At 59.8% G+C, this 22,111-nt stretch carries 25 protein-coding genes and 4 tRNA genes; 9 read left to right on the forward strand and 20 right to left on the reverse strand.

All coding sequences use genetic code 11. The features are described 5' to 3' along the window. The first annotated feature begins 146 nt into the window (after positions 1-146). Positions 147-359 carry a hypothetical protein gene (locus M2397_RS17375; protein ID WP_053128891.1) on the forward strand — a complete coding sequence of 71 codons (213 nt, stop codon included), beginning with the start codon at positions 147-149 and terminating at the stop codon, positions 357-359. 26 nt (positions 360-385) lie between these two features. On the opposite strand, the gene M2397_RS17380 is transcribed toward M2397_RS17375, so the two are convergent. From M2397_RS17380 to M2397_RS17410, 7 genes are read right to left on the reverse strand one after another with little or no spacing between them, the layout of a single operon-like run. Next, positions 386-1,414 carry a nucleoside hydrolase gene (locus M2397_RS17380; RefSeq protein WP_259244144.1) on the reverse strand — a complete coding sequence of 343 codons (1,029 nt, stop codon included), beginning with the start codon at positions 1,412-1,414 and terminating at the stop codon, positions 386-388. Between the two features lie 26 nt (positions 1,415-1,440). Further along, positions 1,441-1,845: a D-ribose pyranase gene (gene rbsD, locus M2397_RS17385; RefSeq protein ID WP_131700540.1), complete on the reverse strand. Its 405-nt coding sequence runs from the start codon at positions 1,843-1,845 to the stop codon at positions 1,441-1,443. Then, positions 1,842-2,759 carry a ribokinase gene (gene rbsK / locus M2397_RS17390; protein ID WP_131700539.1) on the reverse strand — a complete coding sequence of 306 codons (918 nt, stop codon included), beginning with the start codon at positions 2,757-2,759 and terminating at the stop codon, positions 1,842-1,844. Before rbsK ends, rbsD begins: the two co-directional genes overlap by 4 nt. Positions 2,760-2,782: 23 nt before the next feature. After that, a complete protein-coding gene (locus M2397_RS17395; protein WP_131700538.1) occupies positions 2,783-3,805 on the reverse strand; it encodes a LacI family DNA-binding transcriptional regulator in 1,023 nt (340 codons plus the stop codon). Positions 3,806-3,808: 3 nt separating this feature from the next. Further along, positions 3,809-4,786, reverse strand: coding sequence for an ABC transporter permease (locus tag M2397_RS17400; protein WP_131700537.1), 978 nt, complete (start codon positions 4,784-4,786; stop codon positions 3,809-3,811). Then, positions 4,783-6,336: a sugar ABC transporter ATP-binding protein gene (locus tag M2397_RS17405; RefSeq protein ID WP_131700536.1), complete on the reverse strand. Its 1,554-nt coding sequence runs from the start codon at positions 6,334-6,336 to the stop codon at positions 4,783-4,785. Before M2397_RS17405 ends, M2397_RS17400 begins: the two co-directional genes overlap by 4 nt. Positions 6,337-6,393: 57 nt before the next feature. Beyond that, entirely contained in the window at positions 6,394-7,353 is a 960-nt protein-coding gene (locus M2397_RS17410) for a sugar ABC transporter substrate-binding protein (RefSeq protein WP_131700535.1), read from the reverse strand. Positions 7,354-7,906: 553 nt separating this feature from the next. On the opposite strand from M2397_RS17410, the gene M2397_RS17415 reads away from it, so the two are divergent. The 3 genes from M2397_RS17415 to M2397_RS17425 all read left to right on the forward strand — a co-directional run bounded on the left by M2397_RS17415 (position 7,907) and on the right by M2397_RS17425 (position 10,132). Further along, positions 7,907-8,995, forward strand: coding sequence for an asparaginase (locus M2397_RS17415; protein WP_131700534.1), 1,089 nt, complete (start codon positions 7,907-7,909; stop codon positions 8,993-8,995). A 191-nt stretch (positions 8,996-9,186) separates the two neighbouring features. Beyond that, on the forward strand, positions 9,187-9,438 hold the full coding sequence (locus tag M2397_RS17420) for a DUF1654 domain-containing protein (protein WP_178116737.1): 252 nt from the start codon (positions 9,187-9,189) through the stop codon (positions 9,436-9,438). Between the two features lie 4 nt (positions 9,439-9,442). Continuing rightward, complete coding sequence (locus M2397_RS17425; protein ID WP_131700532.1) at positions 9,443-10,132, forward strand: endonuclease; 690 nt, start codon at positions 9,443-9,445, stop codon at positions 10,130-10,132. Between the two features lie 30 nt (positions 10,133-10,162). Here M2397_RS17425 and M2397_RS17430 read toward each other — a convergent pair whose 3' ends face one another. Then, complete coding sequence (locus M2397_RS17430; RefSeq protein ID WP_167656391.1) at positions 10,163-10,528, reverse strand: SPOR domain-containing protein; 366 nt, start codon at positions 10,526-10,528, stop codon at positions 10,163-10,165. Positions 10,529-10,791: 263 nt separating this feature from the next. Between M2397_RS17430 and csrA the strand changes: the two genes are divergently transcribed. The 3 genes from csrA to M2397_RS17445 all read left to right on the forward strand — a co-directional run bounded on the left by csrA (position 10,792) and on the right by M2397_RS17445 (position 11,840). Continuing rightward, positions 10,792-10,986 carry a carbon storage regulator CsrA gene (gene csrA, locus M2397_RS17435; RefSeq protein ID WP_003192511.1) on the forward strand — a complete coding sequence of 65 codons (195 nt, stop codon included), beginning with the start codon at positions 10,792-10,794 and terminating at the stop codon, positions 10,984-10,986. 212 nt (positions 10,987-11,198) lie between these two features. Beyond that, entirely contained in the window at positions 11,199-11,444 is a 246-nt protein-coding gene (locus M2397_RS17440) for a hypothetical protein (protein ID WP_259244145.1), read from the forward strand. Positions 11,445-11,543: 99 nt separating this feature from the next. Continuing rightward, positions 11,544-11,840 carry a hypothetical protein gene (locus M2397_RS17445; RefSeq protein WP_131700529.1) on the forward strand — a complete coding sequence of 99 codons (297 nt, stop codon included), beginning with the start codon at positions 11,544-11,546 and terminating at the stop codon, positions 11,838-11,840. Between the two features lie 19 nt (positions 11,841-11,859). Here the strand turns inward: M2397_RS17445 and M2397_RS17450 are convergent, their stop codons facing one another. From M2397_RS17450 to M2397_RS17470, 5 genes are all read right to left on the reverse strand, one after another. Continuing rightward, positions 11,860-12,537, reverse strand: a complete 678-nt coding sequence (locus M2397_RS17450; RefSeq protein WP_131700528.1) for an HAD-IA family hydrolase — start codon at positions 12,535-12,537, stop codon at positions 11,860-11,862. A gap of 133 nt (positions 12,538-12,670) precedes the next feature. Then, entirely contained in the window at positions 12,671-13,117 is a 447-nt protein-coding gene (locus tag M2397_RS17455) for an anti-virulence regulator CigR family protein (RefSeq protein ID WP_145336287.1), read from the reverse strand. Between the two features lie 63 nt (positions 13,118-13,180). Then, on the reverse strand, positions 13,181-13,786 hold the full coding sequence (pcp, locus tag M2397_RS17460) for a pyroglutamyl-peptidase I (RefSeq protein WP_259244146.1): 606 nt from the start codon (positions 13,784-13,786) through the stop codon (positions 13,181-13,183). 7 nt (positions 13,787-13,793) lie between these two features. Beyond that, a complete protein-coding gene (locus M2397_RS17465; protein WP_065927250.1) occupies positions 13,794-14,744 on the reverse strand; it encodes a DUF979 domain-containing protein in 951 nt (316 codons plus the stop codon). Next, positions 14,741-15,457: a DUF969 domain-containing protein gene (locus M2397_RS17470; RefSeq protein ID WP_131700525.1), complete on the reverse strand. Its 717-nt coding sequence runs from the start codon at positions 15,455-15,457 to the stop codon at positions 14,741-14,743. The genes M2397_RS17465 and M2397_RS17470 overlap by 4 nt, the downstream gene beginning before the upstream one ends. A 348-nt stretch (positions 15,458-15,805) precedes the next feature. Here M2397_RS17470 and M2397_RS17475 point away from each other — a divergent pair, with 348 nt between their 5' ends. Continuing rightward, positions 15,806-17,236 carry a DHA2 family efflux MFS transporter permease subunit gene (locus tag M2397_RS17475; protein WP_259244147.1) on the forward strand — a complete coding sequence of 477 codons (1,431 nt, stop codon included), beginning with the start codon at positions 15,806-15,808 and terminating at the stop codon, positions 17,234-17,236. Positions 17,237-17,266: 30 nt separating this feature from the next. Here M2397_RS17475 and M2397_RS17480 read toward each other — a convergent pair whose 3' ends face one another. Then, on the reverse strand, positions 17,267-17,701 hold the full coding sequence (locus M2397_RS17480; RefSeq protein ID WP_131700523.1) for a hypothetical protein: 435 nt from the start codon (positions 17,699-17,701) through the stop codon (positions 17,267-17,269). Between the two features lie 163 nt (positions 17,702-17,864). Further along, positions 17,865-17,941: transfer RNA gene (locus tag M2397_RS17485), tRNA-Val, on the reverse strand. Between the two features lie 184 nt (positions 17,942-18,125). Between M2397_RS17485 and M2397_RS17490 the strand changes: the two genes are divergently transcribed. Then, complete coding sequence (locus M2397_RS17490) at positions 18,126-19,409, forward strand: FAD-binding oxidoreductase (protein ID WP_184743081.1); 1,284 nt, start codon at positions 18,126-18,128, stop codon at positions 19,407-19,409. Between the two features lie 157 nt (positions 19,410-19,566). Here M2397_RS17490 and M2397_RS17495 read toward each other — a convergent pair. The 5 genes from M2397_RS17495 to M2397_RS17515 all read right to left on the reverse strand — a co-directional run bounded on the left by M2397_RS17495 (position 19,567) and on the right by M2397_RS17515 (position 22,051). Further along, positions 19,567-19,643 (reverse strand) — tRNA-Asp (locus M2397_RS17495). Positions 19,644-19,748: 105 nt separating this feature from the next. After that, positions 19,749-19,825: transfer RNA gene (locus M2397_RS17500), tRNA-Asp, on the reverse strand. A 55-nt stretch (positions 19,826-19,880) separates the two neighbouring features. Then, positions 19,881-19,956: transfer RNA gene (locus tag M2397_RS17505), tRNA-Val, on the reverse strand. 107 nt (positions 19,957-20,063) lie between these two features. Further along, positions 20,064-20,828: an SDR family oxidoreductase gene (locus M2397_RS17510; RefSeq protein WP_259244148.1), complete on the reverse strand. Its 765-nt coding sequence runs from the start codon at positions 20,826-20,828 to the stop codon at positions 20,064-20,066. Between the two features lie 11 nt (positions 20,829-20,839). After that, positions 20,840-22,051 carry an O-succinylhomoserine sulfhydrylase gene (locus tag M2397_RS17515; protein WP_131700520.1) on the reverse strand — a complete coding sequence of 404 codons (1,212 nt, stop codon included), beginning with the start codon at positions 22,049-22,051 and terminating at the stop codon, positions 20,840-20,842. Positions 22,052-22,111 lie beyond the last annotated feature (60 nt).

A 22,111-nucleotide genomic window follows, 5' to 3' on the forward strand; every position in this document is an offset into this window, starting at 1 on the left:
CCCCGGCAATTAAACAGGGGGACAGTGTCGCACAGCGCCTGCTTCATGCCTAAGTAGCAGTGCCAAACCCCGCGCAAAATGATTAACTGCGCCCGTTAGAGCCGCGTTCCAGCGCACTGCCCAGTATTTCAACCCGTGAGACTTCCATGACCACCGTAACGCTCCAAGCCGACATCAAAGCCAAGTGGCCCCAAGGGCAAAGTTCCTACAGCCCAGGAAGCCCGGAGGAACTGGCAATCATCGGTATCGACCTGCTGGTCAAGGAACTCGGCACCCAGGCGGCGCAAGCATTCATCGGCCAGGTATTCGAAAAATACCCGGCCGACCACATGGGGGCACAAGACCCCGAGCGGGAATGAGAACCAGCTGACGAACGTCGACCGGGTTACTTCAAGCGTGCAAGGCGCTCGGTGAGCAGATCGAAGAAGCCCTGGGCGTCGCCGTTCTCAACCCAAAACACATTCTTTGTCTGCTTCAGGCCGTCGTACCAATCAACGATGGTCTGGCCGAAGGTCGGGCCTTCGCGACTGTCCACCACCATATTGGCCTGACGCCCCGTGAACAAAGACGGCTTGAGCAAGTAAGCGATAACAGTGGCGTCATGTACCGGTCCGCCCGGGATGCCGTAGTGCTCCATATCGCCCTTGACGTACTCATTCAGAATATCGCCGACAACCTTGCTCGCGTTGTTGTTGATGTCGGCGATCTTTTTCAAGCGCGCCTCACTGGTCAGCACCTTGTGGGTCACGTCCAGCGGCAGGTAAGTCAGCTTGACGCCACTCTTGAGCACAATCTCGGCTGCAATCGGATCGGCGAACAGGTTGAACTCGGCAACCGGGGTGATATTGCCGCCGTTGAAGTGCGCACCACCCATCACCACCACTTCCTTGATGCCTTGGGTGATTTCCGGGTCCTGAGTCAATGCCAGCGCCAGGTTGGTCTGCGGGCCGAGCATGGCAATGGTGATGCTGTGAGGCTTCGCCGCACGGAGGGTCGTGATCAGGTAATCAACGGCGCTGCCTTCAGCCAGGCCCTTTTTGGGCTCATGGACGGTGACGCCGGAAATACCTTCTTTGCCATGGATGTTCTCGGCATAGATCGGTGTGCGCAACAGCGGCTTGGGTGCGCCGGCGTACACCGGGATTTCCTCGCGCCCGGCCCACTCGCGGGCCAGGCGCGCGTTACGCGAGGTCTTGTCCAGGCGCACGTTGCCGGCGACGGTAGTCAGCGCACGAATGTTCAATTCGTCCGGGGAAGCCATGGCAAAGAGCAAGGCCACCACATCGTCGGCGCCTGGGTCGGTGTCGATGATCAAGTCGATTTTTTCCGCCGCTTGGGCGCTGGCAGCAGTGAGTGCGGACAAAAGCAGGACACTCCGAAACAGATTTCTCAGGGTTGGGAGACCACGTTGCATAAAACACTCCTTGTCGTTGGGACACTCTAGAAGGTTACGCCGGACACCAGCGCGATATTGCAGTAAGGCTGGCACTCGCCGGTACGCACGACAGCGCGCGCGTTACGGCTCAGTTGCTTGAATTGTTCATGGCTGAGCAGACGTCGCTCGCCGAGGGCGGCCTGTTCAGTCAACGCGTTCAGCTCAGTCAGCGCGGGAGGCTGCTTGAGCAGGATTTCTTCCGCCAGTACGTGGCTTTCCACCTGCATTTCACTGAGCACGATACGCAAGGTACTGATGAAGTCGGGAATGCCCTGGGTCAGCGCCAGGTCAATCAACTCAACCCCCGGCGGCACTGGCAGGCCGGCGTCACCGATCACCAGGATGTCGCCATGGCCCAGGGATGCGATCAACCGCGACAAGGCGATATTGAGCAGAGGGGTCTTTTTCATAAAGGTACAAAACCTTGAACGTCATGCAGCGTAGGAATGGAGGGTTGGGCACCGGCACGGGTGACTGACAATGCTGCCGCGACCTGGCCGAAACGGATGGCCTCGGCCTCACTTTTGCCACTGGCCAGTGCTGCGGCAAAACCACCGACAAAGGTATCGCCGGCAGCCGTGGTATCCACCGCCTTGACCTTGGGCGCCACCAAGTGCTCAAAGCCCTGGCCATCGGCAAACAACACACCTTGGGCACCCAGGGTAATAATGACCTTGCCAGCTCCCGCCTGGATCAACCGAGTCGCCGCGACCTTTGCACTGTCGAGGGAGTCGACTGTCACGCCGCTCAGTGCGCTGGCTTCACTTTCGTTGGGAATCAGGTAGTCGACCGAGGCGTACCAGTCAGCGGGCAACGGGCCGCTGGCCGGCGCGGGGTTGAGGATCACGGTCTTGCCCAGTTCACGACCGCGCTTGAGGGTGTAGCCCACGGTATCCATCGGCACTTCAAGCTGACAGATAATCACATCGGCGGCCTGCAACACCGCATCAGACGCCTGCAGTGAGACGGGGGTCAGCTCGCCGTTGCTGCCGGCAACAATCACAATCGCGTTCTGGCTGCTGTCGTCCACCACAATCAAGGCGACGCCACTGGAACCGTCCACGGTGCTCACCGCCTGGCAATCGATACCTTCCACCAGCAAGGCGCCACGCAGCTCAGTGCCATAGGCATCGCTACCGACACAACCGATCATTGCCACATCGGCCCCCAGTCGCGCCGATGCCACGGCCTGGTTGGCGCCCTTGCCGCCAGGCACCGTGGAAAACGTCTGGCCGATCAGGGTCTCACCGGCACGGGGCAGCCGACTCGCGCGGGTGACCAGGTCCATGTTCAAGCTGCCTATTACCACTACTTTTGCTGGCATACATCAGTACTCATCAATTCGATTCAGCGGTATTGGGCGAATACGCTGGCGACTGGCGCCGTGGACTCGCGCAATACGATGCTCGGCGTCACGATGCGTTGATCGATCAGCAGTTGGGGTGTTGCAATTCGTCGCAGTAAAAGCTCGGCCGCCGTCTCACCCAGTTGCAGGATCGACTGCCCGACCGTGGTCAGCGCCGGGTACACGTAGCGGCCCATTTGAATGTCATCGAAACCGATCACCGACAGTTCACCGGGCACGCGGATATTGCGCTCCGCCGCAGCACGCAACACGCCGAAACCGATCATGTCGTTGCTGGCAAAAATCGCGCTGGGCGGGTTTTCCGCCAGCAGTTGCACGGCAGCAGCATAACCGCCGGTGCTGGTGAAGTCGCTCTCCAGGGTGCGATTGGCCGCCACTTCCACTCCCGCTTCACGGAGCGCGCGGTGGTACCCCGCCAGGCGCATTTGCGCGACGCGAGTATGGGCCGGGCCACCGATGCAGGCGATATCCCGATGCCCCAGCTCAAGCAAGTGCCGGGTCGCCAGGTAGGCGCCGTGCTCATGGTCGATGCGCACCAAGTCGACATCTATACCGTCCAGCGCCCGGTCGACAATCACCATGGGCGTGCGCACCGCGCTCAAGCCTGCGGCGAGGCCGCTGTCATCACCGCCTACCGAGGTCACGATCAAGCCGTCGACACGCTTCTCCAGCAACACCCGCAAATAGCTGCGCTGTTTTTCTGCGTTGTCGTCGGAGTTGCAGAGAATCACGCAGTAGCCATTACGCTCACAGTAGTCCTCGATCCCCCGGGCCAGCTCGGCAAAATACGGGTTGAGGCTGTTGGGCACCAGCAATCCTATGGTGGCCGTGGTCTTAGCCTTGAGCGAACGCGCGACGGCGCTGGGCACGTAGTCGAGCTGCTTGATCGCCGCTTCAACCTTGATCCGTACCGGCTCGCTCACCGGGCGCGTCTTGTTCACCACATGGGACACGGTGGTGTAGGAAATACCAGCAATCGCGGCCACATCCTTGATCGTTGCCATGGTTCAGCCTCGCCGACTGGCGCGGCGGCTGCGGTAAGTATCCAGGACCACAGCGATCACGATCACGGCACCGGTGATGATGCGCTTGGTGGGCTCCGTGGCACCGATCTGCGCCAGGCCGGCGGCCAATACCGAAATAATCAGCACGCCGAAGAAGGTGCTGATCACCGAGCCACGTCCGCCCATGAGGCTGGTGCCGCCGATCACCACTGCGGCGATCACTTGCAGTTCCAGGCCCGAACCGGCATTCGGGTCTGCCGCTTCCAGGCGCGAAATCTGGAACAACGCCGCCACACCGGCCAGCAGGCCCATGAGACTGAACACCAGAATCTTGTACGGCTTGGGATTGATCCCGGCCAGGCGTACAGCTTCTTCGTTGGTGCCGATACCGATCAGGTAACGACCGAATACGGTGCGGGTCAATACCAGTTGGGCAGCAATGATCACCAGCAAAGCGATGATAAACGACGGCGAAATGCCGAAGGCGATCGGGTTGGAGAGCCAGGCAAACGAATCGCCGATGTAAGCCGTACGCGAACCGGTCATCTGGTACGCCACGCCACGGGCCATTTCCAACACACCGAGGGACACGATAAACGATGGTATGCGCCAGGCCACCGTGATCGAACCGGTGATAGTGCCGGCCAACGCGGCGCAACCCATGCCGAGCAAGGCAGCCGGTAAGACACTCCAGCCCCAACCGAGAATCGCCACGCTGACGGCCGATGCCGCCAACGCCAGCACCGAGCCCACCGACAGGTCGATACCGCCGATGATCAGGATGAAGGTCATGCCCACAGCCAGCACCATCAGGTCAGGAATCTGGTTAGCCAGAGTGCTGAACGTGTCATAGGACAGGAAGTGATCACTGAGCACCGAAAACAGCGCGATCATCGCCAGCAATGCACCGGCCAGCCCCAGGTAGGTGCCCAGGCCGTAGAAGTTGCCGCCGGTTTTACCGGGGGAAGTTGTTAGTTTCATGGGGTATCCCTAAGCACTGCGTCGTTGAGCAGCGCATCACGTTTCTGATAGCCGGCAAAGGCGGCAGCGAGCAATTCGTCCTGGGTCCAGCTGTCGCGCTCGAAGGTCTCGATCAAGCGCCCGGCGGACAGCACGCCGATGCGGTCACAGATCAGCATGAGCTCACGCAGGTCACTGGATACCACCACCAGCGCCTTGCCCTGGCGAGTCAATTCACCCAGCAAGGCATAAATGTCGAACTTGGCACCGACGTCGATGCCGCGAGTAGGCTCGTCGAACAGCATCACCGAGCAGTCGCGCTCCAGCCAGCGGCCGATCACCACTTTCTGTTGGTTACCACCGGACAGTTCGGACACCAATTGCGCCGGGCTGGAGCTGCGGATCCGCATGGCGTCGATCTGGCGCTTGGCCAATGCCGTCTCATCTCGCGTATTCACCACCCCGGCGCCGGAAATTTCCGGCATGTTGCCCAGCGCGATATTCGCACTGATCGACTGGGTCAGCAGCAGCCCTTCGCCCTTGCGATCCTCGGTAATCAGAGCAATACCATGACTGACTGCATCCACTGGCGAGCGGATACTCACCACCTGGGCCGGCGAACCCAGGGCCACAGTGCCGCTGTCGGCCAGGTCGGCACCGAAGATAAGGCGTAGTAACTCTGTACGACCGGCGCCGATCAGGCCGGAGATGCCATAGATCTCACCGGCACGCACTTCAAACGATACATCGCGGACCTTGTCCGAGCGCGTCAGGCCCTTTACGGTCAGGGCCGGGCCGCCGATGCTGCGCGGCCCCAGGTCGATGTGTTCACCCAGCTCCCGGCCGACCATCAAGGTGACCAGTTGTTCGCTGTTGTAATTGGCCATCGGCTCGACACAGACCAGCTTGCCGTCGCGCAATACCGCAATGCGCTGGGCGACACGGGCCAACTCTTCGAGCCGATGCGAAATATAAATGATCGCCACGCCCCGAGCCTGCAGGCGGGTGATTTGCTCAAACAGCATCTCGACTTCGCGGGCCGTGAGCATCGCGGTGGGCTCATCGAGGATCAGCACATGGCAGTCACCGATCAGGTTGCGGGCGATCTCGACCATCTGCTGATGGCCGATGCCGAGGCTGCCGACCAGGGTGTCCGGATCGATGGCGTCGAGACCGACCTGGGCCATGGCCTCGATCGCGGCTTTGCGCAATTGCTTGCGGCTGATCCAGCCACAATGGCTCGGCAGGTTATCCAGGAACAGGTTTTCGGCCACGGTCAGCGTCGGAAGCAGATTGAGTTCCTGCATGACCATGCGCACGCCCAACGATTCAGCCTGGGTGCGGCTGGCCGGACGGTAATCCTGCCCCTTGAATTGCATGTGCCCAGTAGTCGGCGTGACCAGCCCGCCGACAATCTTCGACAAGGTACTTTTGCCCGCGCCGTTTTCACCGGTCAACGCCAGCACTTCACCACGGTTAAGCGTGAGGGTGATGTCGGACAGAACCGGTTGGGCATAGGTCTTACCGATACCGCTGACCGAGAGGACAGCGTTCGGGGCGGAAGATGACATAGGAAAATCTCCAGGCGTCCGCCCAGGGCGGACGGACGCTGTTGGGTGCTGCCAGGATTACTTCTTGAGGACGAGTTCGACCGGGGTTTCGATCATGCCGTCCTTGGCATCGACTTTCTCACCCTTGACCAGCTTGAGGGCGTTCTGGATACCGAACACCGCTTGCTGCGCCGCCGCCTGGTCGGCGGTCGCCAGCACACGACCGTCCTGCAGCATCGGCTTGATGGCGTCGATGTTGTCATAACCCACCACCAGGACCTTACCGGCCTTGCCTGCTGCACGTACGGCGGAGACGGCGCCCAGGGCCATGTTGTCGTTACCGGCCAGCAACGCCTTGAGGTCCGGGTGTTCGCTCAGCATGGCCGAGGCCACTTTCTGGCCCTGGTCAATTTCCCAGTTGCCGGATTGGGTGGAAACGATCTTCATACCGGCAGCGTCCATCGCATCCTTGAAGCCCGCGGTGCGCTGCTGGGCGTTGGTGGTGGTCGGTACACCTTCGATGATGCCGACCTTGTCGCCGGCAGCCAGTTGCTTGGCCAGGTAGTCGCCCACCAGTTTGGCGCCTTTGCGGTTGTCGGGACCGACAAAGGGAATATCGAGGTTTTTGCTTTTCAGCACGCCCGGATCCAGGCGGTTATCGATGTTGACGATCTTGATCCCGGCTTTAGAGGCATCCTCCAGCACTTTTACCAGTGCCTTGGAATCAGCGGGCGCGATAACGATGGCATTGACCTTGGCCAGGATCATCTGCTTGACGATACCGATTTGCGCGCTGGTATCGGTTTCGTCCTTGATGCCGTTGGTGATCATGTCGAAATCGGCGGCATGGTCTTTCTGGTACGCCTTGGCACCGTCCTGCATGGTCACGAAAAATTCGTTGGCGAGGGATTTCATCACCAGGCCGACCTTGGGTTTGGCGGCAGCGTCATCAGCGAATGCAGAGGAGAAAGGTAAGGCGGCGGATGCGGCAGCAAGCACAGCGACAGCAAGAAGACGTCCAGCGAATGGCAGCTTCATGGGTTCACTCCGATCTTATGATTATTGTGGGCAACGCTTGCACCGAAGTGTGCTTCGGGCGCCCTCCCACCCGGGGGGCTGATACGAGCTGACAGGAGACTCAGTGAGAGCCCCATGAAACATCTCGCAAACGTTTGCGTTAACCAAACTATGAGAACCTTGTCGAGATTTGTCAACGCTAGAATATGGCCTTTCATGCAAGGCCTCTAGCCCCGGCTCTCGCGTCCTCCGAGAGCCGTTCTTAAACATCTGCCGCGTTCGGTCGTTCTCTGAAACGACAGGTTTTGGCGCAAGACACAGGATTCTTTCGTCATAACTTTCGGACAACCGAACGCCACACCCCAGGTTGTTCGGAAAGCCGGACATCCAGTGACCGAAAAACCATCACAAAACAGATAAAAACCAATACATATCAACAGTTTAATTTATATACGCAAACATATTCAGCATGGTACAGATCCTGCTCCTACACAGCGCCTGGCGGCATTCAGCACTGCCCAGGTGTTCTAGATGAACCTGCTACAGCACTCATCAAAAACCAGAGAGAAAAATAATGAAATCTGCATTGAAGAACTTTGTTCCGGGGGCGTTGGCCCTTCTGCTGCTGTTCCCCGTTGCCGCCCAGGCAAAGGACGTTGAATCCAAGACCAAATTGTCCAACGTGGTCATCCTCGCCACCGGCGGTACCATTGCCGGCGCGGGCGCCAGCGCCGCCAACAGTGCGACGTACCAGGCCGCCAAAGTCGGTATCGAGCAATTGATTGCCGGTGTTCCTGAGCTTAGCCAGATCGCCAATGTGCGTGGCGAGCAAGTGATGCAAATTGCGTCCGAAAGCATCAACAACGAAAACTTGCTGCAACTGGGTCGCCGCGTCGCCGAACTGGCCGACAGCAAGGACGTGGACGGCATCGTGATCACCCACGGTACCGACACCCTGGAAGAGACCGCCTACTTCCTGAACCTGGTGGAAAAAACCGACAAGCCTATCGTGGTGGTCGGCTCCATGCGCCCAGGCACCGCCATGTCGGCTGACGGCATGCTCAACCTGTACAACGCGGTAGCCGTGGCCGGCAGCAAGGACGCACGCGGCAAAGGCGTACTGGTGACTATGAATGACGAGATCCAATCGGGTCGCGACGTCAGCAAAATGATCAATATCAAGACCGAAGCCTTCAAGAGCCCATGGGGGCCGCTGGGGATGGTCGTTGAAGGCAAGTCCTACTGGTTCCGCCTGCCGGCCAAGCGTCACACCATGGACTCGGAATTCGACATCAAGAACATCAAGAGCTTGCCCGATGTTGAAATCGCCTACGGCTACGGCAACGTGAGCGACACCGCCTACAAGGCACTGGCCCAGGCTGGCGCCAAAGCCATCATCCACGCCGGCACCGGCAATGGTTCGGTGTCGTCCAAAGTGGTCCCTGCGCTGGTGGAGTTGCGCAAGCAAGGTGTGCAGATCATCCGTTCTTCCCACGTGAATGCCGGGGGCATGGTGCTGCGTAATGCCGAACAGCCGGACGACAAGTACGACTGGGTCGCCGCTCTTGACCTGAACCCGCAGAAAGCCCGGATTCTGGCGATGGTCGCACTGACCAAGACCCAGGACAGCAAAGAACTGCAGCGGATGTTCTGGGAATATTGATTCCTGATGACATCTCTGTAGAGGCGGGTTTACCCGCCTCTACTTCATGTGTAAATCCCGCAACCAACACCTCCCCGCCCTACACCAAATCACCTAAACCGCCGTAAGACGAACTTATTAGATTTTAAGCAGTTGCGAAATTGCCTACAGTTAAATACTGTATGCACGTACAGCTTACTAAGGAACACTCCGTGGCAAAGCCCTCCTCAGCAGCATTAACCCCACCTGATGCCTACGAACGCCTGGCCATTCGTGTGCAAAAGATCATCAACTCCACCAGCGCCCAAAAAGCCAAGGCAGCCTTGATCTTCCGCTTGCCGGACGAGCCAGAAGACGAGTGGCAGCGCTTGCTGGAGGAAATCGCGGAGAACGACAACGTTACCCTCGCCTATCGGGATGACGGCGGCGTGCAGATTTTCTGGGTTGTGCCGAAGGAAGATTGATTCAATGAGTGCCCGTTTTATTGCTCTGTGCTGCCTGCTTTTTGCTGTCACTGCCCATGCACAGGCACCCCGAACCTTCAGCGAAGCCAAAAAAATCGCCTGGAAGCTCTACTCGCCACAATCCACCGAGTTCTATTGCGGCTGCAAATACACCGGCAACCGCGTTGACTTGAAAGCCTGCGGCTACATCCCACGCAAAAACGCCAACCGTGCCGCGCGCATCGAGTGGGAGCACATTGTTCCGGCCTGGCAGATCGGACATCAGCGCCAGTGCTGGCAGAACGGTGGACGCAAGAACTGCACGCGCAATGACGACGTGTTCAAGCGCGCCGAAGCGGATTTGCACAACCTGGTGCCGAGCATCGGCGAGGTCAATGGAGATCGAAGTAACTTCAGTTTTGGCTGGCTGCCGGTGCAAAGCGGGCAGTACGGTTCATGCCTGACCCAGGTGGATTTCAAGGCCAAGAAGGTCATGCCGCGCCCGTCCATTCGCGGGATGATCGCACGCACTTATTTTTACATGAGCAAGCAGTACGGCTTGCGCCTGTCAAAACAGGATCGCCAGCTGTACGAAGCTTGGAACAAGACCTATCCGGTACAAGCCTGGGAGCGCCAGCGTAACCAGACGGTGGCGTGCGTGATGGGCCGCGGCAATGAGTTTGTCGGCCCGGTTAACCTGAAAGCCTGCGGTTGAACATGGGCGGCCCTGCCGCCCAACCAGCTGTTACTGCGCGGCCTTGTGCTCGATGATCTCGGACACCGTGTCGGTTTTCTTGGCCCGTGCCATCTTCTCGTTGAGCAGTGTCTGCTTGGCTTCGGCCTCGGCCCTGGTTGCAAATGGCCCCAGCAGCACTTCGTCCTTGCCGTCGACCTTCACGATATAAAAACTGAACCCGTGTTCGAGCAACCAGGCGGTCAGGTCCGTGATTGCCTGCAACTTATGGTCTGGCGGGCCAACGCGCAGGTCCCATTCCTGGGCGGCAATCGCGCCGGTTTGTGGCTGGCTTTCGGTCACGGCAGGCTTGGCATTGGGAGCATCGACGCTTTTGCCTTCACCGCAACCGGCCAAGGCCAACACCGCAATTGCCATCGTTACTTTACGCACTGCCCTGCTCCTTCAACGGATAAAGAAGCGACTTTATCATTCACTGTCTATTCTGGCCGTCATAAACGTTGGCTTAAACAATGCGAATGATGTATCCCAGACCTGTATGATGCCGCCATGGGAATTAATGTCGCCTCTATGCGTCCTAAAAGAGGCAGTCACAGGGACGCGCTTAGCAGTAAGCTACACACATACGACACCTGCCCTGTCTGAAACATGTGTCCTTAAAAGTAATCAAGGAGAAGTCCATGCTTATACTCACCCGCAAAGTCGGTGAAAGCATAAACATCGGTGATGACATTACGATCACCATCCTGGGCGTCAGCGGCCAGCAAGTACGAATCGGCATCAACGCCCCCAAGGATGTTGCCGTGCATCGCGAGGAGATTTACCAGCGCATCCAGGCCGGCCTGACCGCTCCGGACAAAAACCAGACGCCTTGAAGCGCCCTCAGTAGCCAGCCCTTTCGTTCACTGTAACGGCTGGCGAAAACCTCCTCGGACTGCTTTTGTCTTTGTTGCGCGAACCGTTTTTTGCCGCATGCTCATCCATGAATCAAGATGAAACTATCTTCACGCCTGGAACTTATTACACCCTCTGCAACCGAATCCCCTGACTGATATCTCGCCATCAGTGTGCAATTGGGAGCACGTCGATGCTGCCAGGCAATACCCAGCCATTTTTCTCCAGATCCTGGATGATCGCCCTGCTGACAGGGCTGGTCTTTGTCGGTTTGGAATATGGCCTGAAGCTTGAAATAGAAGGCGCCCAGGCCCCTCGTTCGCGGCTGGACCTGGTATTGCTGCTGTCTGGATACCTGTTCATGTTCTGTCTCAAGCCTATCCAGATGGCCGTGCAGCGCAAGTTGTGCCAGCGAATCGTGCGCAAAACCGCACACTGACGTCCCCGTAATTCACTATCAGATCGCTGGTATTTACAGCCTCGCAGCAGGACCTATTCTTGGGTGTGTTTGCACAGTCAGTAAAAGGTGCCGGTACAGATGGACACGCTCACTAAAACCCAAATCGAATCTGAATTGGCAGCCCGCCTGCCCAGCTACACGGTCACCTGTACGCTGCACGCCGACGGCACCCTCTCGGCCGTGCTCAGCGGTCCGGAAACCGATCACTTCGCAATCACCGGAATCGTGCGCGCGCATTATCGCGGTGCCGAAGCGATTGCCCGGCTCGCCAACGAGATTCTCAGGGAGATGGTGCTGTCACGCCAAGGCATGCGCAGTGATCGAATGCAGGCGCCGCCTGATCCAGCCACCCGCGAAGCAGACCGAGGCCGTTAGCCGTCTCGGCCTTGCTGCGTCAGCCCCTCGCGCGCGCCAAGTACAACAAGCCATCGGCGCTGCGTTGCACCTGCAGCTGTTCATACCCATCGATCGAAGGATGCTCCGTCGCCATGGGCTTGAGGTGCGTCGAGGTCACGACCATCACATCCGCTCCAGCCGCCTCCCCCGCACGAATACCCACCGTCGCATCCTCAAACACCAGGCAGTCCTGCACCGACACCCCCAGGCGCTGCGCACCGAGCGCATAACAGGCAGGGTCAGGCTTACCGATAGCCACGTCTTCAGCCGTGACCAGCACCGCTGGCGGTGCAATGCCCGCCGCTTGCAGTCGACGCAACGCCAGCTCCCTGGGTGCAGAGGTGACCAGCGCCCACTGATCACCGGGCAAGCGGTTCAGAAACTCGACAGCACCGGCAATCGCAACGACGCCTTCCACGTCATTGATTTCAGCCTCGGTAATCCACTGTGCTTCAACCTCTGGGTCGACGCCGGGCAAAGCCTGGCGCGTGATGGTGTCGATTGCCCGGGCGCCATGGATGGTGGTCAGAAACGTCGCCACCTCCAACCCATGGCGTTCAGCCCAGATACTCCATACCCGCTCGGCGGCGGCAATCGAATTGAGCAAAGTCCCATCCATATCGAACAGAAAGGCGCGGTAAGGGCGGGCAAATACGGCTGAACCTCGGATGGACACTGCGGGGTTTCCTAGTGGGCTGAAACGAATAATCGGCGCAATGCAATCTACGGATCACCTGGCGGCTTGTAAACGCCACCGACGCCGGCAAGAACACGGCGGCGTCGAGAACCATGCTGGTGACAACGTCAGCTCAATCGAGGGCGCCATTGAGGACTTCGTAGATGATGCCCGTCGCGATGGCCACCAGTATCAAGTCGGTACCCGCCTGCTGCCACTCGTACCCATCGTAATGGGGCAAACGGCCCAACAAACGCCCGTCCAGTTTCTTGGCAATGCCCGGCGGCAGCGGCTTGCCGCGTGCCAGGTTCTTCTGGATACCAGGCGGCAAGGCAGGCCCTGGGCTCCAGTAGTCGCGATAACCGCCCAACACATTCAGCACGCTGCCACGGTCGACGCTGGGGCCGTGACTGCCTGCTGCACCTTTGCCTTTGGGCTTGTCATGCCCCTGCCCGCCGTGGCCATTGCCTTTATCGTTGCCTTGCCCCTTGCCATTGCCTGGATCAGCCAAAGCCGTACCGCCAGCGGCAAACAACACAAGCGTAAGTGCAACAGACACGAATTTCGAGCACTTGATCATGACGATTATCCAACACAGGAATGTAGCTGAACTGTAGTCGAGCTTACCGCATCACGTAAGAAGTCAACTCACCTGACCGCCGACCTCAACCACGTCCACCGGGGTATTCCATGCCGTCGACACCGCGATGCGCAGCCCATCGACCAGGCCCGCTCCAAGCTGGCTCGGCACGTGGATAAAACCACTGCGTACACCCGAGCCCGCGAGTTCGTGTTGCAAGCGGTAGAACACCTGGTTGCACACAAAGGTGCCCGCCGTCTGCGATACCGAAACCGCAATCCCCGCCTCGAGCACCGCCCTGGCCATGGCCTTGATCGGCAGCGTCGAGAAGTAGGCCGCAGGGCCGCCGACCACGACCGCCGTGTCGATGGGCTGCTCCCCCCGATTATCGGGGATGCGCGCATCGTTGACGTTGATCGCCACCCGCTCGATGGATATTTCGCTGCGCCCGGGGGCCAACCCAGTGGCAATGACCATTGCCGGGCGCAGCTCACTGATCAGTTGGAGCAGGCACTCACCCGCCGTGGCAAACGAACAGGGCAATCGGCGCGCAACAATCCGCACATCATCGTCGAGTTGCACGCCATCCAACTGGCGCACCGCTTCCCAAGAAGGATTCACCAGGTCTTGATCAAAGGGCTCGAACCCCGTCAGCAATACAGTTCGCATCTTGGCCTCACATCAACACATAAAGCAGGACAATATTGACCACCAGCATCATCAACGCGGTCGGCAGTTGCGCCTTGATCACCGCGTTCTTGTCCGGCAACTCCAGCAACGCCGCCGGCACGATATTGAAGTTGGCCGCCATCGGCGTCATCAGCGTACCGCAGTAGCCAGAGAACATACCGATGGCGGCCATCACCGCCGGGTTACCGCCGTAGATACCCACCAGCACCGGCACGCCGACGCCCCCGGTCATCACCGGGAATGCCGCGAAGCCATTGCCCATGATCACCGTAAACAGCGCCATGCCCAACACGTACACCATGACCGCCACCAACTTGAAATCCAGGTTGATGTAGGTGGTGGTGACATGGGCGACAGCCGTGCCGACACCTGCTTCATTGAAGAGCAGGCCAAGCATCGCCAGCATCTGCGGCAGCACCATGGCCCAGCCCAAGGCCTCGGTGAGTCGTCGGGATTCGCGCAAGGCTTGCACCGGGGTATCACGGGTCAGCCAGCAGGCCAGCCCGAGGGCGATCAGGCAGCCGATACCGAGGGAGACGAAGGTGGTGTTTTTCGGATCCAGCAGCGGTACCCCGCCAATCTCGGTGTGCTTGAGCAAGACCGAACCAATCACCGTGGTCAGGGGGATCGCCAGCGCCGGGATAAACAGTTTATGCCCGAGGCGACCGGCACTGGCGCGCGAAGCCTTGTCATGCAACTCAGCATGGGTGCCACGGCCGACGCCGCCCAGACCGGCAATCAGTGCCATCACCACCACCCCCGCACCGACAACCACCGAGGGCAGGCGCTCCCCCACCAGGAACGGGATGGCGAACAGCAGCCAGAACAGTGCGCTGGACCAGCGCTTGGGATGGGTCCGATCCAACAGAATCATGCCGGCGGTGATCAGCAGCAGGACCCCGGCGAGCCAGTACAGGTATTGGATGGAGATGATCATTGCGCGGCCTCCACTGGGGTCACGGCGGTCGTCATCTCGCGGGTAAGTCTTCGGTCAAACCGATGAAGTCGGATCGCGTGAATGATAAAGGCGCAGATCGCCGTAGGAATGCCCCACACCGCAATGTGCAGCGGCTCTACGTCGATCCCCGAACCCAGCAGGAAGGTATGCATCAACGCAATCGCACCAAAGGCGACGAAGATGTCCTCACCAAAAAACAGGCCGACGTTATCGGTGGCAGCGCACATGGCCAACACCTTGTGACGCAGTTTGTCAGGCAGTTTGCCGTAGCGCTTTTCCGCCGCGCCTTCGGCCATCGGTGCCAGCAGCGGGCGCACCATCTGCGGGTGCCCGCCGAGGCTGGTCAAGCCCATGGCTGCGGTGGATTCGCGCACAAACAGATAGATGATCAGCAGGCGTCCGACCGTGGCGCGCTCAAACCGCGCAATCCAGTTCTGCGCGTGCACGCGCAAGCCGTGGCGCTCCAGCAAACCGATGACTGCGAGAGGCAACAACAGGATCAATTGCAGGGCGCGAGTCTGTAGGAAACCATCACCCATAGTGGCGAGGATTTTCTCCAGGGGGAAGTGGGCAGCGAGCCCGGTGGCGATAGCCGCGGCGGTGACCACCAACAGCGGATTGAAACGCAAAACAAAGCCAACCACGATCACAAGTACGCCGATCAACGGCCATAAGTTCACAACAGTTTGCATGGCGGAGAGGTCCTTAAGTGCGCGCTGCGGCGCCATTACAGCAGGATGTGAACAAAGGGTTCACAGCAGGAAGTGGCGTGCAGTCGGCTCGGTTTTTTATTGTTGACCCGTCAGGGCGAGCGTCAGTGGCGGCAACTGTGCTGCCTGGGAGCGGGAGGTGTCCAACAAGAAAAATTGTTGCTGCAAACCAATAAATTTTGTGGGCAATCGAGGGGCGCACGAGTAACAAGATGTGGACAGACCACGAAGGATTCGCTCATCTTAACGCCGCCCGTTTATCGGGCGCGGCGCATCTGGCAGTTGATCGGCCTTCTTCGTCAAACCGTTCACTGAAAAAGGGCAGCACCGGTGAGCTCACCCACTCCAGATTCCGCCGCGCAAAACCGCCTCAGTCTACAAACCCGCCTGATTGCCCTGGTGGTCGCCGTGACCTTCTTCATGGAGAACCTCGACGCCACGGTCATCGCCACCGCGCTACCGACCATGGCGACCGCCTTCGGGGTGACGCCGGTCGACATGAACATCGGCATCACCGCCTATATCCTCGCCGTGGCGATCTTCATACCGCTGTCCAGCTGGGTCGCCGACCGCTTTGGTGCGCGCCGGGTATTCGCTGGCGCAATCATCCTGTTCACCCTCGCCTCGTTGCTCTGCGGGCTGAGCCACAGTATTGAGATGTTCGTGTTCGCCCGAGTCCTGCAAGGCATCGGCGGCGCATTGATGGTGCCCGTGGGGCGCTTAGCGGTGTTGCGCAATACGGATAAGAAAGACTTGGTGAAAATGATCGCGATCATTACCTGGCCCGGCCTGGTCGCGCCGATTCTGGGACCGCTGGTCGGCGGCTTGATCGTGACTCATGCATCATGGCCATGGATCTTCTACGTGAATCTGCCGCTGGGTGCGTTGGCACTGGCCGCCGCACTGTGGCTGGTACCGGAAGGCCGCGAAGCCAGGGTTCGCCAGTTCGATGCCAAGGGCTTTTTGCTGCTGGCAGGCGCCTGCGTGGCCCTGCTGGGCGGGCTGGAATGGCTGGGTAACCCGAACGGTGCGCGGCTTATTCCAGGCGCCGTGCTGGTCGCGGCAGGCATCGCGCTGGCAGTGTGGGCTCTGCGCCATTGCCGCCATTCCAGCGCCCCCTTATTGCCGCTCGAGACCCTGTCCATCGATACATTTCGTGTGAGTATCTACGGCGGCTCGCTGTTTCGCCTGGCCATCAGCGCCCTGCCGTTCCTGCTGCCGCTGCTGTTTCAAGTCGCCTTTGGCTTGCCCCCGGTGGACGCAGGCTTGCTGGTGCTGGCGGTATTCGCTGGCAATCTGGCGATGAAACCGTTCACCACGGCCATCATGCGCCGCTATGGGTTTCGCCAGGTCTTGCTGGTGAACGGGGTGATCGGCGTGGTGTCGATAGCCGCTTGCACGCTTTTCACGGCGCAGACCCCATTTGTACTGATCGCGGCCGTGTTGTTTGTGGGAGGTCTGTCACGCTCGATGCAGTTCACCTGCTACAACTCGATCGGCTTCGCGGATGTGCCCAAGCCGCGCATGAGTGAGGCGTCGGCGCTGTTCAGCATGTCATTCCAGCTGGCCATGGGGATGGGCGTAACGGTGGCGGCGCTGCTGCTACGGGCATCCATGAGTGTGCAAGGGCATGAGATGCACGCGCAGGTCGGGGATTTTCGCGTGGCGTTCGTCGGAGTGGCGCTGCTGGGAGTGTGGGCGCTGGTGGATGTATATCGCTTGCCGGTGGGAGCGGGAGAAAGTGTGTTGAATCGACAGTGAAGGCTGAGATTCAACACACTTTTGCAACTATCAGGCGGTGGTACTGACCATCGAACCCGACGTGCTGTTGCCCTCATCAATGACCGCCTGCAACAGCGCGGAAGTCACTGTCTGCAACGCCGCCGCAGTGCCAGCGATCTGCATCTGCGCCGCCGCCACTGCCGCCGCTTTGGCTTCTGCACTCTGATTGCTGGACTGAGCTTTCTGCAAGGCTTGCTGCTGCGCTTGAAGCTGCTTTTGCAACTGCTCGATCTGCTTCTTCAACTCTTTGACGGTATCGGACTCCTTCGAGAGCGAGGAGGCTTGACCACCACCACCTACACCTGCCGCACCATTGGAATCAGCGTGCATGTTGACGGTCATGCCGCCTGCGCTGCTTGTGCTTTCCTTGGTTTCGGTAGCCGTCGAGCTGACAGTGCTTGGAGTGCTTGCTACGGAGGCGGTAGTGCTGATGTTGATAAGCATGCCAGATGTCCGAGAGTAAGAGGTTTGCGAGCACTATCGGCCTGGGTGTCGATTACTTTAGGTGGGGGTGGGAAGATTTTCGGGTAGTAATAAATCGCACGAACAAAAAAGGGCTCACCTTTCGGTGAGCCCTTCTAGACCGCCCAGCAGAGCGGATTTTGTTTGGTAGGCGCGATTGGACTCGAACCAACGACCCCCACCATGTCAAGGTGGTGCTCTAACCAACTGAGCTACGTGCCTGCTGTGAGGCGGCATTCTACGGAATTCCGAAGGGGTGTCAACATCTTTTTTGCAGCTAAGCCTATGAATATGCGAATTATTTATTTGCAGCCGGGGCACCGCGCTTTTTTGGGTGGCTGGCAGGCAATTTTCAACTCAGGTAGGATCGGGGCACTCGTAAAAAATATAAAACAGAGGTTCCAGGATGGCGAACACCCCCTACCCCCAGTCGTATTACGCCGCTTCAGCAAATGCCGTTCCGCCGCGCCCAAGGCTGCAAGGCGACGCCGAAACCGATGTGTGCGTGATTGGCGCCGGCTATACCGGCCTGTCCAGCGCGCTGTTTCTGCTGGAGAACGGTTTTCGCGTCACGGTACTGGAAGCCGCAAAGGTGGGTTTTGGCGCGTCGGGCCGCAATGGCGGGCAGATCGTCAATAGCTACAGCCGTGACATTGATGTGATCGAGCGCAGTGTCGGCCCCCAGCAGGCGCAGCTGCTGGGGCAGATGGCGTTCGAAGGCGGCAGGATCATTCGCGAGCGGGTCGCCAAATACCAGATCCAGTGCGACCTGAAGGACGGCGGCGTGTTCGCGGCACTCAACAGCAAGCACATGGGCCATCTGGAGTCGCAAAAACGCTTGTGGGAGCGCTACGGCCATACACAGTTGGAGTTGCTGGACGAGCGTCGCATTCGCGAGGTAGTGGCCTGTGACAACTATGTCGGCGGCCTGCTGGACATGAGTGGCGGCCACATCCACCCACTCAACCTGGCACTGGGTGAAGCCGCAGCCGTGGAGTCACTGGGCGGTACGATCTACGAACAATCGGCGGCGGTGCGCATCGAGCGGGGTGCCAACCCGGTGGTCCACACGGCCGAAGGCAAGGTCAGGGCCAAGTTCATCATCGTCGCGGGCAATGCCTACCTGGGCAACCTGGTGCCGGAGTTGGCGGCCAAGTCGATGCCCTGTGGCACTCAGGTGATCACGACGGCGCCACTCGGGGATGAACTGGCCAAGACCCTCCTGCCGCAGGACTACTGCGTAGAGGACTGCAACTACCTGCTCGACTACTATCGCCTCACCCGTGACAAGCGCCTGATCTTCGGCGGTGGCGTGGTGTATGGCGCGCGCGACCCGGCGAACATCGAAGCAATCATCCGCCCGAAGATGCTCAAGGCCTTCCCGCAACTCAAGGATGTAAAGATCGACTACGCCTGGACCGGCAACTTCCTGCTGACCCTGTCGCGCTTGCCGCAGGTCGGCCGCCTGGGCGACAACATCTACTACTCACAGGGCTGCAGCGGCCATGGCGTGACGTACACCCACCTGGCGGGCAAGGTACTGGCGGAAGCGCTGAGAGGCCAGGCAGAGCGCTTTGATGCGTTTGCCGACCTGCCGCACTACCCATTTCCGGGCGGGCAACTGTTGCGCACACCGTTTGCGGCACTGGGGGCCTGGTATTACGGGCTGCGAGATAAGCTGGGCTTCTGACAAATCAATGGGAGCCGGTTCGCCGGCTCCCGCAAAAAATTGCCGAATCGCAGACACAAAAAACCCCGGTCTTTCGACCAGGGTCTTTGCTATCGGATCAAAGTAGCCAGTGGCTTTCTTTGTGCTTCAAGGCGTTCAGTGGGCCTTGAAGCAGATATGGCGCAGCGGACGGGACTCGAACCCGCGACCCCCGGCGTGACAGGCCGGTATTCTAACCGACTGAACTACCGCTGCGTATCGCTTGACCGGCCGAGCAAACCGCCTCAACCGTCTTTGAACATCTGATCGACCAGCCTTGGCTGTTCAACCTCAAGCCCGATAAATCGAACCTTGAAAATATGGCGCAGCGGACGGGACTCGAACCCGCGACCCCCGGCGTGACAGGCCGGTATTCTAACCGACTGAACTACCGCTGCGCGTCGGTGCAACCTTTAACGTTGCGTCTCACCCGAAGGTAAAACTCTCAAGAAGTGGTGGGTGATGACGGGATCGAACCGCCGACCCTCTGCTTGTAAGGCAGATGCTCTCCCAGCTGAGCTAATCACCCTTTGCTTCGTTGAGGCCGCGAAATTTACGCAGGTAGCGGACCTAAGTCAATAGCCTGCTTGAAGTTTTTCTGAAAAAGACAAAATTGCTTCAAGACGGCTACCTGCCCTACTCGCTGTAAATCATCTTCTTGCTCATGCCACCGTCCACCACAAACTCTTGCCCCGTGACAAACCCGGCCTGGCGCGACAGCAGCCACGCCACCATCGCCGCCACGTCCTCCACCGTACCCACCCTGCCCGCCGGGTGCTGGGCATGATCGGCATCGGTCAAAGGCTCGGCACGCCGCGCGGCAGGATCACGGGCATCGATCCAGCCAGGGCTGACCGCATTCACCCGCACTTCCGGCCCGAGGCTCATCGCCAAGGCGTGAGTAAGGGCCAATAAGCCACCCTTGCTCGCCGCATAGGCCTCGGTATCCGGCTCCGACTGGCGGGCCCGGGTCGATGCCAGGTTGACGATGGCGCCGCCATGGGCACGCAGGTATGGCGCACAATGCTTGGCCAGCAACATCGGCCCACTGAGGTTAACGGCCAGCACGCGGTTCCAGTAAGCCAGGTCAAGGCTTTCCAGGGTGATATTGTGCGGGTGGGCCACCGCAGCGTTACAGACCAATGCGTCCAGGCGCCCGAATTGCCCCAGGACTTCGGCGACCCCTTGGGCCACCTGTTTCTCGTCAGCCACGTCCATGGTGATAAACCAGGCGTTGTCGCCCAGCACCTTGGACACCTTGGAACCGCGCTCGCGGTCCAGGTCGGTCAAGACCACCTGCCAGCCTTCGCTGATCAACCACGCGGCAATCCCGAGGCCAATGCCCCGCGCCGCGCCCGTCACCAGGGCAACGCGCCCATTACTGGCCGCTGCGGCCTCCATGGACCACTCGATCACAAGGCAGCCAGCCCGCGGGCCAGGTCAGCCTGCAGATCAGCGACGTCTTCCAGGCCTACCGCAACGCGGATCAGGCTGTCCCGGATACCGGCCGCTTCACGCTCCTGCGGCGCCAGGCGTCCGTGGGACGTAGTGCTCGGATGGGTAATGGTGGTCTTGCTGTCACCCAGGTTGGCCGTGATGGAGATCAGGCGCGTCGCATCGATAAAGCGCCAGGCGCCCTCTTTGCCGCCCTTCACTTCGAAGCTCACCACGGCGCCAAATCCACGCTGCTGGCGCTGGGCCAACGCGTGTTGCGGATGGCTCTTGAGGCCGGCGTAATGCACTTTCTCGATGCCGTCCTGCTTCTCCAGCCACTCGGCCAGGGCCTGAGCGTTGGCGCAATGGGCCTTCATACGCAGGCTGAGGGTTTCCAGGCCCTTGAGGAAGATCCAGGCGTTGAACGGGCTCAGGGTCGGGCCGGCGGTGCGCAGGAAGCCCACCACTTCCTTCATCTGCTCGCAGCGACCGGCAACCACGCCGCCCATGCAACGGCCCTGGCCATCGATAAACTTGGTGGCCGAATGCACCACAATGTCCGCGCCCAGCTTCAGGGGCTGCTGCAAGGCAGGCGTGCAGAAGCAGTTATCGACCACCAGCATTGCGCCCTTGGCGTGGGCCACTTCGGACAATGCGGCGATATCCACCAGCTCGGCCAGCGGATTGGACGGCGACTCGACGAACAGCAATTTGGTGTTGGACTTGATCGCCGCATCCCAACCGGACAGATCCGCCAGGGGCACGTAGTCCACTTCGATCCCGAAGCGCTTGAAGTATTTCTCAAACAGGCTGATGGTCGAACCGAACACACTGCGCGACACCAGCACGTGGTCGCCGGCACTGCACAGGCTCATTACCACCGCCAGGATCGCCGCCATGCCGGTGGCCGTCGCCACCGCCTGCTCTGCGCCTTCCAGGGCCGCAATACGCTCTTCGAACGCGCGTACAGTCGGGTTGGTGTAGCGGGAATAAACGTTACCCGGCACTTCGCCAGCAAAGCGCGCAGCGGCGTCAGCAGCAGTGCGGAATACGTAGCTGGAAGTGAAGAACATCGGGTCACCGTGTTCACCTTCCGGGGTGCGGTGCTGGCCGGCGCGCACAGCCAGGGTATCGAAAGCTACGCCATCGAGGTCGCTGTCCAAGCGACCGGCATCCCATTCCTGACTCATGCTGCGACTCCTTACTCAATTCTTTATTTAAGATACAAAACCGGCCCCTCAGGGCCGGTG

The sequence above is a fragment of the Pseudomonas sp. BIGb0381 genome, from assembly GCF_024809815.1.
In the GTDB taxonomy this organism is placed as follows: Bacteria; Pseudomonadota; Gammaproteobacteria; order Pseudomonadales; family Pseudomonadaceae; genus Aquipseudomonas.